General features: G+C 43.9%; 11 protein-coding genes. 8 read left to right on the top strand and 3 right to left on the bottom strand.

Annotation, left to right across the window (positions count from 1 at the left end; all coding sequences use genetic code 11):
- Positions 1 to 403: 403 nt before the first annotated feature.
- The 7 genes from MuYL_RS05395 to MuYL_RS05425 all read left to right on the top strand — a co-directional run bounded on the left by MuYL_RS05395 (position 404) and on the right by MuYL_RS05425 (position 7,858).
- A complete protein-coding gene (locus tag MuYL_RS05395) occupies positions 404 to 601 on the top strand; it encodes a hypothetical protein (protein ID WP_094569557.1) in 198 nt (65 codons plus the stop codon).
- Between the two features lie 215 nt (positions 602 to 816).
- Positions 817 to 3,051, top strand: a complete 2,235-nt coding sequence (gene bglX / locus MuYL_RS05400; RefSeq protein ID WP_094569558.1) for a beta-glucosidase BglX — start codon at positions 817 to 819, stop codon at positions 3,049 to 3,051.
- Positions 3,052 to 3,069: 18 nt separating this feature from the next.
- Positions 3,070 to 3,798 carry a 6-phosphogluconolactonase gene (locus MuYL_RS05405; RefSeq protein WP_094569559.1) on the top strand — a complete coding sequence of 243 codons (729 nt, stop codon included), beginning with the start codon at positions 3,070 to 3,072 and terminating at the stop codon, positions 3,796 to 3,798.
- Between the two features lie 158 nt (positions 3,799 to 3,956).
- On the top strand, positions 3,957 to 5,006 hold the full coding sequence (locus MuYL_RS05410) for a class I fructose-bisphosphate aldolase (RefSeq protein WP_094569560.1): 1,050 nt from the start codon (positions 3,957 to 3,959) through the stop codon (positions 5,004 to 5,006).
- Between the two features lie 12 nt (positions 5,007 to 5,018).
- The gene (locus MuYL_RS05415) at positions 5,019 to 6,011 is read left to right on the top strand and encodes a type I phosphomannose isomerase catalytic subunit (RefSeq protein ID WP_094569561.1); all 993 of its coding nucleotides are present in this window, start codon (positions 5,019 to 5,021) and stop codon (positions 6,009 to 6,011) included.
- Positions 6,012 to 6,061: 50 nt separating this feature from the next.
- Entirely contained in the window at positions 6,062 to 6,829 is a 768-nt protein-coding gene (locus tag MuYL_RS05420) for an HAD-IIB family hydrolase (protein WP_094569562.1), read from the top strand.
- Between the two features lie 15 nt (positions 6,830 to 6,844).
- A complete protein-coding gene (locus tag MuYL_RS05425; RefSeq protein WP_094569563.1) occupies positions 6,845 to 7,858 on the top strand; it encodes a glycoside hydrolase family 130 protein in 1,014 nt (337 codons plus the stop codon).
- A gap of 80 nt (positions 7,859 to 7,938) precedes the next feature.
- Here the strand turns inward: MuYL_RS05425 and MuYL_RS05430 are convergent, their stop codons facing one another.
- The 3 genes from MuYL_RS05430 to MuYL_RS05440 are packed head-to-tail and all read right to left on the bottom strand — an operon-like array spanning position 7,939 to position 9,874.
- Complete coding sequence (locus MuYL_RS05430) at positions 7,939 to 8,463, bottom strand: 5' nucleotidase, NT5C type (protein WP_094569564.1); 525 nt, start codon at positions 8,461 to 8,463, stop codon at positions 7,939 to 7,941.
- Between the two features lie 21 nt (positions 8,464 to 8,484).
- Complete coding sequence (locus MuYL_RS05435; protein ID WP_094569565.1) at positions 8,485 to 9,015, bottom strand: 5' nucleotidase, NT5C type; 531 nt, start codon at positions 9,013 to 9,015, stop codon at positions 8,485 to 8,487.
- Between the two features lie 4 nt (positions 9,016 to 9,019).
- Entirely contained in the window at positions 9,020 to 9,874 is an 855-nt protein-coding gene (locus MuYL_RS05440) for an NAD(P)-dependent oxidoreductase (RefSeq protein WP_094569566.1), read from the bottom strand.
- A 363-nt stretch (positions 9,875 to 10,237) separates the two neighbouring features.
- On the opposite strand from MuYL_RS05440, the gene MuYL_RS05445 reads away from it, so the two are divergent.
- Complete coding sequence (locus MuYL_RS05445; RefSeq protein ID WP_094569567.1) at positions 10,238 to 13,420, top strand: S41 family peptidase; 3,183 nt, start codon at positions 10,238 to 10,240, stop codon at positions 13,418 to 13,420.
- The last annotated feature ends 214 nt before the right edge of the window (positions 13,421 to 13,634 follow it).

Below are 13,634 nucleotides of genomic sequence, written 5' to 3' on the forward strand. Positions count from 1 at the left end.
TCTTATTGTTAACAAATTGTAAAGTGCCTGTATGAATAATTAACACAGCTTTAGTTTTGTTTGGCAAATAGCTCCATAAATGTATGATATAGGGCAGAAAAATATACACATCGAAAAAAAACTGCTAAAAAAACACCTGGATTAAATAATGAAAAATTCTATCAAACTGATAAATTGTTATCAATCTGATAGAGACGGGTGCCTAAAGAAATAAATAATATGATCAAAATTATGCTTTTTTGATAATTTGAAAGTAATTATAAACCACTATGAAAATATTTGGCATTGATTTAGCTTTGTCAAAGCAATAAGCACTGGGCCTAAAATTTAGCCTGGGATAAATTCCTGAGCATAAATCAATTGTAGGTGTTTTTGCTATTTGTTTACTTTAGTAATAAAATATATGTTTATTGAGTTATTCGAGATCGGCGCTTTACTTGCCGTACTTATCCTCCCTTTTTTCTTTCCATATAAAAAGAAAACCGGGGCCGTTAAAATTCCTGCAGATTACAACGATACTTCTGAAGCTAACTACGCCATTAATGAGCATGGTTTTTTAGAAAAGATCCAGCATGATAAAGTGAAAAGTCATGCAAACTAACCTGTTTTAGTAAAGCCTCTGCCGCTAAGGTCAGGGGCTTTTTACTTTAATATACTATACGAATTACATGGGATATATGGTTTCCATTGGATTGCATGCCTTATTATGATGAAAGCTCTCCTCCAACCGGAAATTGCCGTTTTTAATTATATTTCATCTTTAAAATTTATTTGACTATTCTTGATTTTATTTACCCGGGTAATTCCTTTACCAAAATGAACCGCATAAAATCAATCATCATCACCTTCGTATTGTTTTTTACTGCATTTGGTTTTGCGTTTGCGCAACCCGGCAGCATTCCGCAGAAAGTTGAAGCATTAGTAAGGAAAATGACTTTGGCCGAGAAAATTGGCCAGTTAAACCAATATAATGGCGACTGGGCGGCAACCGGCCCTGTAACTACCGATGTAGGCAATAAGCTGGACGCAATAAAACGCGGCGAGGTTGGTTCCATACTTAATATTGTAGGCGTACAGCATACGCGGGTTTTCCAGGAGGCCGCGATGCAATCGCGGTTAAAAATACCATTGTTGTTTGGGCAGGACGTGATCCACGGATACAGTGTTACGTTCCCAATTCCGCTTGCTGAAGCTGCAAGCTGGGATCTGGCTGTTATAGAACGGTCGGCACGGATTGCCGGAACCGAAGCTGCTGCGGGCGGAGTACACTGGACGTTTGCCCCCATGGTTGACATTGCCCGCGACCCGCGCTGGGGCCGCGTGATGGAAGGCGCCGGAGAAGATCCATATTTAGGTTCATTAATAGCAACCGCGCGTGTTAAGGGTTTCCAGGGTAAAGGGCTTGGAAACCTGGATGCAGTTATGGCCTGCGCCAAACATTTTACAGCTTACGGCGCTGCCATTGGCGGCCGCGACTATAACAGCGTTGACATGAGTTTACGTACGCTTTGGGAAGTGTACCTTCCGCCTTTTAAAGCGGCGGTTGACGCCGGTGTGGGTACATTTATGAATTCATTCAACGATTTGAATGGCACCCCGGCATCTGCCAGCCACTATTTACAGCGTGATATTTTAAAAGACAAATGGGGCTTTAAAGGTTTTGTGGTAAGCGACTGGGGATCAATAGGCGAAATGATCAATCATGGGTACGTGAAAGATAATTACGACGCTGCAGAAGCCGCCATAAACGCAGGGAATGATATGGATATGGAAAGCCGCAGCTATATTAATAACCTGGCAAAACTGGTGGCTGCAAAAAAGGTATCTGTAAAAACAATTGACGAAGCGGTGAGCCGCATCCTGACCAAAAAGTATGAACTGGGGTTATTTGATGATCCCTACAGGTTTAGCAATGCCGAACGAGAAAAGAGCATGTTAAATACAGGCGAGCATATAGCTGCTGCAAGGGATGCCGCCCGTAAAAGCATCGTGCTGATGAAAAACGACAATCAGTTGCTGCCCTTATCAAAAAATACAGGCTCAATAGCATTGATAGGGCCGATGGTAAAGCTAAAAAAAGAGAACAAAGGATTTTGGTCGCTGGACGTTGGGGACGAAAGCCAGGTGGTATCATTGTACGAAGGCATGCAGCAACAGGCCAGCAAAACTAAATTGCTGTATGCAAAAGGCTGTGATGTGACGGATACCAGCCGCGCCGCATTTAAGGAGGCCTATTTAACAGCCATGCAGGCCGACGTGGTGGTAATGGCTATGGGCGAAAGGTTTGACATGACCGGCGAGGCTAAAAGCCGCGCTAACATTCATTTACCAGGTGTGCAGGAAGAGTTGATCAAAGCAATTGTGGCAACCGGCAAGCCAGTAGTTGTGCTGCTTTATGCAGGAAGGCCTATGGTTTTTGACTGGACAGCCGACCATGCCCCGGCAATTTTATATACCTGGTGGCTGGGGAACCAGGCAGGCAACGCCATTGCCGATGTGCTTTACGGCAATTATAATCCATCGGCTAAGCTGCCTATTACTTTTCCGCGTACCGAGGGCCAGATTCCAATATATTATAACCATTACAACACGGGTCGCCCTGCTAAAACAGATAGCGATGTGAACTATACTTCGGCTTATATAGATCTGCTGAACAGTCCCAAATTTGCGTTTGGGCACGGCTTAAGTTATACCACTTTTAAGTACGATAACCTTAAACTGAGCAAAAAGAATATGCTAAAGGATGGAGCCATAACCGTTTCGTTCGACCTGCAAAATACCGGGAAATACCCCGGTGAGGAAGTGGTTCAGCTTTACCTGCGCGATATAGTTTCACAACCGTTGCGCCCTGTGAAAGAATTAAAGGATTTCAAGAAACTACTGCTGCAACCAGGCGGGAAAAAGACTATTACATTTACTATAAATAAAGATAAACTTGCTTTTTATAACGATCAATTGCAGTGGATAACGCAGCCTGGCGAATTCAGGGTAATGATAGGCAGCGCATCTGACGATATAAGACTGCAGGATAGCTTTATACTTGCCAACTAAAATTTTTACACCTCCAATATGAAATTACGTACTTATGCCGGTTATAATGAAATGTGCCGCGCCACCGCAGAGATCATTTTAAACCAGGTAAAACTGAAACCCGATTCATTGATCTGCCTTACCTCGGGCGATACGCCTGCCGGTATTTATAAACTCTTGGTGCAATATCAAAAGGAAAAAAAGGTTGATTTTAGCCAGTGTTATTTTGTCGGGCTTGATGAGTGGGTAGGGATGGATAAAAATGATGCGGGCAGCTGCACCAACTTTTTGTACGAAAGTTTTTTCACCCCTGCAAAAATAGCATCGTCACGAATGATGGTATTTGACGCCAAAGCAGCAGACCTGGATGCTTCATGCCGGACCATGGATGCTTTTATAAATGAAAAGGGTCCGCTGGCTATAATGCTGGTGGGGATTGGCATGAACGGCCATTTGGGCCTCAACGAACCGGGAGCCGATTTTAACTCATACGCGCACCACTCGCCGCTGGCACCAATCACAATAGAAGTAGGACAAAAATATTTTCAGCAGGAAACCAAGCTTACTGAAGGCATAACCCTTGGACTGAAACACCTGCAGGAAGCGCAAATTCCGATGCTGCTGGCTTCGGGTAAAAAAAAGGCAACTATAGTTGCAAAAGCGTTGCAGGGCGAAGTAACCAATAAAGTGCCAGCCTCAATTTTTCAAACGCTTGGCAATGGCTATGCGATGATGGATGAAGACGCAGCATCGGGGCTGGTGGATTAGTTTACTGGTGCATTTAAAATGACGAGTGCGGTAGCTGTATAAGCGGGGCTTTTGTGCGAAAAATTCCATTTAAATGTAACAATCTGTTTTCGGTCTAACAAATACGCTTTAAAGGTGTTTAAATTGCAGGATAGCCGAAGCATTAAACATCACACAAAATGAAAACAGATGAATTGATCAATACAGCAACCGCCCTGATGGCCGGTGACAAAGGTTTGCTGGCCATGGACGAAAGCACGGGCACTTGCAACAAACGTTTTGAAGAAGCGGGAATTCCAACAACAATTGAATACCGGCGCGCTTATCGTGAACTTATTGTTACTACCCCCAATTTTGGCGATTGTATTAGCGGAGCTATTCTTTACGACGAAACAATTTACCAATCAACCAAAAAGGGCGTGCTGTTTATTGACGCCTTAAAAAAAGCGGGTATCATACCCGGCATTAAGGTTGACGAGGGTACCGTAAATATGGCCAACTTCCCCGGCGAAAAGATAACCGAAGGGCTGGATGGCCTGCGGCAGCGCCTTGAAAAATATTATGATCTTGGCGCGCGCTTTGCCAAATGGCGCGCTGTAATTACCATTGGTGAAGATACACCCACAAAAGCAAATATCGAAGCCAATATGCATTTGCTCGCCCGCTATGCCGCTCTTTGCCAGGAAAATGGCATTGTGCCTATTGTTGAGCCCGAAGTATTGATGGATGGCGATCATAACCTTAAAAAATGTCAGAAGGTTACCGAAAAGGCATTAAAGATGCTTTTCAAACAGCTGGAAAAGCAACGCGTTGATCTGCGCGGACTAATTCTTAAGCCCAATATGATATTGCCGGGCACAAAAAGCGAAAAGCAGGCAAGTGTCGATAAGGTAGCAAAAGCCACAGTGGGTACATTGTTAAAATGCGTGCCGCCGTCCGTACCCGGCATCGCTTTTTTATCAGGTGGACAGTCACCTGAGCTGGCCAGTGCCCACTTAAATGCTATGCACGTAAAATATAAAGGTAAATTGCCATGGGCGTTAACTTTCTCGTTTGCCAGGGCCATACAGGAACCTGCTATGAATGCCTGGAAAGGGTTGGATAAAAATGTAAAAGTGGCGCAAAAACTACTTTATAAAAGGGCCAGCCTTGATAATGCGGCACGCAGGGGCGAATACACGCCTGATATGGAACTGGTTGATAAGCCTTTGATCCTGACTGTAAAATAAGCATTGCCAGATATGGAGCAGGAACAACTTTATCCGCTGAAATTTGAACCCATTTACCAATACCGCGTTTGGGGAGGCAGACGGCTCAATAGTTTACTGGAAAAACCTTTACCAAAAAATGAACCGGTAGGCGAGGCCTGGATATTAAGTGACCGCGCTGATCATTCCAGCAAAATAACCAACGGCAAGTTAAAAGGAAAATCTATCAACTGGCTTTTTGAACATACACCCAAACAGTTGCTGGGAAAACTACAGGGCGGCTTCAACCGGTTCCCGCTGCTGCTGAAGTTTTTAGATTGCCAGGATGTGCTGTCGGTACAGGTGCATCCTTCGGACGCGCTGAAAGACTATATTCCAGAAGGGGAAAGCGGCAAAACGGAAGCCTGGGTAGTGTTGGAAACAGGAAAAGGCGCAAGCATTTATGCCGGCTTAAAAAGCGGCACAACTAACACCAAAATTAAGGCCGACCTGGAGAAACACCAGGTTGCTGATGACCTGGCCAGCTTTAAGCCCAAAGTTGGCGACAGTATATTGATTGAGGCTGGCACGGTACATACGCTTGGTGATGTGGTGGTTTTTGAAGTGCAGCAAAACAGCGATGTAACCTATCGCCTTTATGATTGGGACCGCGTTGACGCAAAAACCGGAAAACTACGTGAGCTACAGGTGCAACAAGCGCTGGCCTGTATTGACTTTAGTAAGGTGGAATTAAAGCCGGTTATTACCACCGTGAAAGCCAATGAACCTGTATTGCGCGAATTGGTTATTGATAACAAACATTTTAGCATGAGCCGGATTACCGGAGAATATCCTTTTATGGTGGGAAACGAAGCCGCGCCGCGCGTACTGGTATGTTTGGAGGGTGGCGGCGAAGTAGAAAGCGGTAATGAATTTTACCACCTTGCCAAAGGCGAGGTAATGCTGCTGCCCGCTATAAGTGGTGCCTGTCCCTTTGTGCCGGACGGCAACGTGACACTACTGGAGCTATGTTTGCCGGAAGTGTGAAGATTGACCGTGACCTGTAGACCATGGTTAGAAAAACTCTACTGATATTTATGAAGAAATTGATTGTTTTTGACCTGGACGGCACACTTGCTGAAAGCAAGGCCGCTATTGATAATGAAATGGCCGGGCGGCTTGCAGCCCTGTTGACGGTGGCGAAGGTTGCCATTATATCGGGTGGTGACTGGCCTCAGTTTGAGAAACAGGTGCTTGCACATCTGCCTAAAGGTAAGAAATTGCAAAACCTTTATATTTTGCCAACCTGCGGAACCAAGTTTTATCAATACAAAACCAGTTGGAAGCAGTTGTATGCCGAAAACTTTACCGATGCGCAGAAAAAGAAGATCATTACTTCGCTGAATGAAGCGGTGGATGCCTCGGGCTATAAAGCCGCCAAAACCTGGGGTGAAACTATTGAGGATCGCGGGAGCCAGGTAACTTATTCGGCATTGGGGCAGGCTGCTCCATTAGATGAAAAGAAAAAATACGATCCCGATTTTAAGAAACGCGATAAAATAAAAAAACAGCTGGATAAACTGATCCCGGGGTTTGCCGTGAATTTGGGCGGCGCTACTTCCATTGACGTCACCAAAAAGGGGATAGACAAAAAATATGGGATGCATAAGCTGCGGGATGTACTGGATATTAAGATCAGCGAAATGATATTTATTGGGGATGCTATTTTCCCGGGTGGCAATGATTACCCTGCCAGGCAATCGGGTGCATTTTCTATTTGTGTGAAAGATCCTGACGAAACAAAGCGTGTTGTCGAAGGTATTATAGGCAGTCTGGATAATGGGCATTTTAAAAAAGGGTTTTAAGAACCTGCGAAGTTTATGGCAGAAGTTAAAAAAGAAGGTGTAATACTCAGGCAAACGGATCTGGATTTTGAAAATGACGGCGTACTTAACCCGGCGGTATGGCAGGAAGGGAATACAGTGCATCTTTTTTACCGGGCCGTACGCAAGGGTAATTATTCAAGTATAGGTTATTGCAAGCTCAATGGCCCTCTGAAAATCGCGGAGCGGATGAATACGCCGTTTTTATCGCCGCAGTTTGATTATGAAAAACACGGGATGGAAGACCCGCGGATTGTAAAGATCGATGATCTATACTATCTCTCATACGTAGCTTTTGATGATGAGAATGCACTGGGTGCGCTGGCTACTTCAACAAACCTACAGCATTTTGACAGGAAGGGAATAATTGTGCCTCAAATTAGCTATGATGATTTTGACCTTCTTACAAAAAATAATACCACATTAAATGAAAAATACCTGCGCTATAACCGCGGGGCAAAGATCCTGGCTGATAAGGATTTTGTTTTCTTTCCACGAAGGATTAACGGGAAATTGACCTTTTTGCACCGGATTAAACCCGATATTCAAATTGTTTCGGTTAGTAGTTTAAATGAATTGACGGACGAGTTCTGGAAAGATTATTTTAGCCATTTTGAAGAGCATATTTTTCTCAGCCCCAAATTTGCGCACGAGGTTAGCTATGTAGGGGCCGGTTGCCCCCCTGTTGAAACGCCAAACGGCTGGCTTGTACTTTACCATGGTGTAAAAGACACGGTGAAGGGATATCAATACTCCTGCTGCGCCGCACTTTTTGATTTGAATGCCCCCCAAAAGGAAATTGCCCGGCTTTCATACCCCTTATTTAAGCCCGAGCTGGAATACGAGTTAATGGGCGATGTGGACGATGTATGCTTCCCTACAGGAACAGCTTTATTTGGCGATGTGCTGTATATTTATTACGGCGCAGCAGATGAGCTGATAGCCTGCGCCTGTGTACAATTATCCGCATTACTCGAAGAGCTTACCTCACTTTCAAAATGTAAGCTTTAAAGGATTTTTACATGTATGCATACAAGCCCATAAACTGACATTAACTTAGCCGATAATTTGAGCAGCCTTTGGCGCCCTGGTTATTTTACCAGCAACTTCAGCACCTCATCCCAATTGTTTGCCCTTTGGTGATGGTTGTGGTTAACATTATGAAAGGCGTGGAACATAATGGTGGTTCCTTTAAAAAAGTCGAGGTTTTTGATGTGGTCATCAATCATATAATCGGTGCCGATGATGCTTTTATCGCCACAAAAAATGATATTGCGCCAGCTGATAAAAGGGAAATGTTCTTTCAGCCATTCCAGCTTTTCAGGCAGCGACTGCGGGAATTCCATAGCAGCCGAAACGATATAAACATCGTAGCTTTTCATTAGGGTCTTCAGTGCTTCAACAGCACCGGTCATTACCGGTAAAGAGCGGAAAAAGCCGGGAGTAAATGCAAACTTGCGGGCGACTGTTTTGTCAGGAAACATTTCGTTTTCTTCACGGCCCTGTATTTCATGTACACCTATCCTTACGCCGTATTCCCTTTCGTACCAGTTTAAAAAATGGGTTTCGGTGTCGGCAATAACGCCATCCATATCAACAGCTATAGACTTTTTCATGGTTTAAAGGTAAAAAACATTTTAAAACCCGCTATCCATCAGTGTTAAAACTTCATCCCAATTATTTACCCTTGTGTGATGGTTATGGTTCACGTTATGAAACGCATGGAACATAATAGTTTTGCCTTTAAAATAATCAAGGTTTTTGATATGGTCATCAATCATATAATCCGTGCCGATAATACTTTTATCCCCGCAGAAAATAATGTTCCGCCAGCTTATAAAAGGAAAATTTGCCCCCAACCATTCCCGTTTTTCGGAAAGGGAGTGCGGGTATTGCATAGCTGCAGAAACGATATAGATGTCGTACTGCGCTGACAGTTTTTTTACGGATTCAACAGCACCCGGCATAAGCGGCATGGTACGAAAGAAGCCGGCCATTTTTGTAAATTTGGTGTAAGCATCTTTTTCAGGCACCACCTCATCCTCGCTGCGGCCGCTAAGTTCATTGGGATGGATCTTTAATCCGTAATGTCTTTCATACCAGGTTAACAACTGTACTACCTCATCGGCAATCACACCATCCATGTCAATAGCTATCGACTTTCTCATAGTTTTATTTTCTCAGCGCTTTTATTACTGCAATAATATCTTCATCACCTAAAGCTGGCTCTGCCTGTTGGAAAGTTTCGTAAGCGGCTTCGCCAAGTGGGGTTGAAAGTCCCAGGTCTTTTGCTAGGCGAAGGTCCTTTGCAATGTGTTTAAGGGCAAACGCTGCGCTGTAACTGTCGTTAACAATAGCATCACCTTTAATTTTCAGGAATGGGCTGCTGAGTGCCCCGTTGTTTAAGAGGGTTAATAAAGGGAGCGCTTCAATACCGTTTTGCTGTGCGAATAATACCGCCTCAGCAAGACCCTGTGCGTGGATGCCAAGTAGGGTGTTAATTACCAGTTTGGCGGTATTGCCTGCGCCGGTATCGCCAACCCTCATGACCAGCTTGCCAATTTTTTCTAATACAGGTTTGGCCTTTTCAAAAATAGCTTCTTCGCCGCCAACCATTATTACCAATGTGCCGTCTTCTGCCTGTTTTACGCTGCCGGATACCGGTGCATCAAGGTAATGATTACCCTGTTGGTTACAAAGCTGCGCCATTTGCCTGCTAATTGCAGGTGAAACGGTGCTCATATTGATAATTATCTTATCGGTTGTATTGACGCCAAGCAAACCATCCCGGCCGTTAAAAATATCTTGAATGGCGTTGTCATCAGATACCATGATGATTACTATATCCACCTGTTGCAAAAGCAGGGCGGGTGTGGCCGCCGTGGTTGCGCCGGCCGTTAATAAAGTAGCCTCTTTAACCTTGCTGCGGTTATAAGCGGTAAGCGAATAGCCTGCCTTTATCAACTGTTGTGACATTGGGATACCCATTTTACCAAGGCCTATCCAGCCAATTTTAGTTGTGCTCATTTGATTGCGGTTTGTTGATTCGAAATTAAATTAATATCCGGTACCTGGCTAAAACTCACCCCGGCTATGAGTAATGATTACGCAGGCCATGTTGTTTCTTTTGTTAACAAAGATGTGCATGAAATTGGTTCCCTTGGCTTACCAAAGGTAAAAATAAGGTTGCCATGACACACCCCGGTGTTACTGCAATTTTAATTAATTCAAAAATCTTTTTTGCAGGGCACTTATACGAAAAGCGCGACTACAAAAGAGTGTTTTCTCAGCTTGTTTTAAATTCTGTAAAGTAGTATTTTAACAAAAAATTTATTTTTCCTGACACAGATGCAGCCGGGCTTGCGTCTTTACATCATTCAATGTAAAAATATGAAGAAAATCTACCTTGTCTTTTTATCAGCAATGCTTTTCCAAAGCTTTTCCAAAGCGCAAACCAATGAAGCTTATTTTACGTCGAACCCTACACTTACACCCGATGGTAAGACGGTTATTTTTAGCTATGAGGGCGACCTGTGGAAAGCAGATCTGAACAACCCGGTAGCCAGCAGGATCACGGCTATGAGCGGGGAAGAAACCCGGCCGCATGTATCGCCCGACGGTAAATGGCTGGCATTTTCATCAAACCAGTTTGGCAATAACGATGTATATGTAATGCCGTTGTCGGGCGGTGAGATCAAACAACTTACCTTTCACAGCGCCAATGACCAGGTTGACTCATGGAGCTGGGACTCGAAGACCCTATACTTTACTTCAAACAGGTACAACGATATCAGCGATTACCGGATAGGCCTTAACGGAGGTACGCCAACCCGCGTTTTTGGGAATTTTTTTAACACCATACATGATGTGGTTGAACACCCGCAAACAGGCGAGCTATTTTTTAGCGATAGTTGGGAAAGTTATATTTTTCCACAGCGCAAGCATTATAAAGGGGCCTTTAATCCTGATATCCAATCGTACAACCCCAAAACAAAAGCCTATAAGCAATACACCAACTGGATCGGCAAAGACTTTTGGACAACCATAGATCAAAAGGGGAACGTTTATTTTGCATCAGACGAAGGAAATGGGGAATACAACCTGTACACCTTTATTGACGAAAAAAAAACGGCACTAACACAATTTAACTCATCAATTAAAAATCCATTTGTAAGCGCTAATGGCGAAAAGGTTGTTTTTGAAAAAGATTACCAGTTGTTTGTTTACGATGTGACATCAAAGCAGGCACAGAAACTGAACCTTACTATTTCCCGTAACGATGTGCTGACCAAAGAGCAGGAGTTTGATGTTAAGGGGAAAATTGAAGCCATGGATGTATCGGTTGATGGCAAGAAAATGGCGTTCGTATCGCGCGGCGAGGTGTTTGTGAGTGATGTTGAAGGCAAATTTGTTACAAAAGTTGAACGCGGGAATGCCGAACGCGTTACCGATGTGAAATGGTTGCCGGATAATAAATCGCTGCTGTTCAGCCAAACTTCAGGCGGATACAGTAATTGGTATACTGTCGCGGTTGACAAGCCATCGAAAGCGAAAGTAATTACAAGTGACAAGGCAAATAACAGGCAAATAACGGTAAATAAGGAACATACAAAAGGTGTTTATCTAAGCGGAAGGAACGAAGTGCGCCTGATAGACCTTAAAACGCTTGAAAGCAAACCGGTTGCCAACGATGAGATCTGGGGATTTGAAAATTCGCAGCCATTTATCTCGTCAAACGGCGAATACGTTGTTTACACTGCTTACCGCAATTTTGAGCAGGATATATTTATTTATGGTATCAAATCTGGAAAAACGGTTAATCTTACCAACAGCGGGGTTACAGAAACAGAACCCTTTTGGTCGCCCGATGGAAAGTACATTTATTTTTCATCTGTGCGCACCCAACCGCTCTATCCAACAGGTTCGGGTGATATGCATGTTTACCGCATGCCGCTTCAAAAATTTAATGAGGCGTTTCGTTTGGATAAGCTGAGGGAACTGTTTAAGGAAGATAAAAAGGACAGCACTGCCAATAAAAAGGATAAAGACAAAAAGGCGAGTACTAAAAAGAAGCCATTATCTGAACAGCCAATACCAAAACCGCCTGCCGATATCGTTATAGATACCGAAGATGTGATGAAGCGGCTGGAGCAGATCAGTCCTGATTTCGGGAACCAGCATGCCCCGTACGTAATTCAAAAAGGGGAGAAGACCCTGGTATATTTCGTATCTAATCATGCAGAAGGTAAATGGGCGCTTTACCGCACAACTATCCAGCCATTTGAAGAAAATAAAACGGAGAAAGTTGGGGATGATATCAGTGGGTACGACATAGCTATCGCAGGTGATAAGTTCTACGCCCTTGCCGGCGGTAATATTTATACACTTAATATTGACAATAATAAACTGGATAAAATAGACATAGGCTACAAGTTTGACCGCAACCTGGATGGCGAATTCAGGCAGATGTTTGACGAGGCTTGGGCCGGGCTGGAAGAGAACTATTATGACGGCGACTTCCATGGTACCGACTGGAAAAAAATGCATGACCGTTACAGCGTCTATCTGCCCTTTGTGAACAACAGGAACGATCTTCGGATTTTGCTGAACGATATGCTGGGCGAACTCAATTCATCGCACCAGGGGTTTTACTCTAATGGCAGCGAGGAGCGTAAAAACCTGAACTACGCCACAATGGAAACCGGGATAATATTTGATAACGACGATCCATATAAAGTAGTATCGGTGTTGAAAAACAGTAATGCTGACAAAGCGGGAATTGACGTGAAGGCGGGCGACCGCTTAAAGGCGGTAAATGGGCGAACAGTTGATGAAAAGCAGGACCGGAATATTTATTTCACAAAGCCATCAGAAGATAAGGAAATAGAGTTGACATTTTTGAGAGATGGTAAAGAAACCGTCGCCAAAATTCACCCGGAGGGACGACGCGCGCTGGTTGAAGACCTTTATGATACCTGGATTGATCAAAACAGGACGGCGGTAACTGATAAAAGTAAGGGCCGAATAGCTTACTCGTACATGAAAGATATGGGCGGATCGTCACTCGAGAAGTTTTTGGAGGATATGGTTGATGATGCTTACAAAAAAGATGCGTTGATACTTGACCTCCGTTATAACACGGGTGGCAACGTGCACGACGCCGTTTTAAGATTTTTATCGCAGCGGCCTTACCTGCAATGGCAATACCGCGGCGGAAAGAAAAGCCCGCAGCCCAATTTCGCACCTGCAGCAAAGCCGATAATCCTTTTGGTTAATGAGCAAACCCTGAGCGATGGTGAAATGACAGCACAGGGTTTTAAAGAACTGAAACTGGGTAAGATAATTGGGACGGAAACCTATCGCTGGATAATTTTTACCAGTGGTAAAGGCCTTGTTGACGGATCGTTTTACCGCATCCCGGCCTGGGGTTGCTTTACACTGGACGGGAAGGACATTGAAAAAAATGGTGTGAGCCCGGATATTTATGTAAAAAATGGCTTTACTGACAGGCTTGAAAATAAAGATCCGCAACTGGATCGCGCTATTGAGGAGATAATGAAAGAGTTGAAATAGGCGCACATTTTTTCCACCAGGTTTATTGCGTGGGAAGAAGCAACCGCATACTTTACAAGGCGAACGGAATGGCGTATAGTTTGTAAGGTAGGCGGTTGCCGCGATTGCTTGCAATGACAAGTTTTTTTTATTATAACATTCCAAAAATCCTTTAATTATAGTTCAAATTATCGTGACATCCCCTCAAATCCCCAAATCCCGGTTATATTTGCAG

The organism is Mucilaginibacter xinganensis (assembly GCF_002257585.1).
Taxonomy (GTDB): domain Bacteria; phylum Bacteroidota; class Bacteroidia; order Sphingobacteriales; family Sphingobacteriaceae; genus Mucilaginibacter; species Mucilaginibacter xinganensis.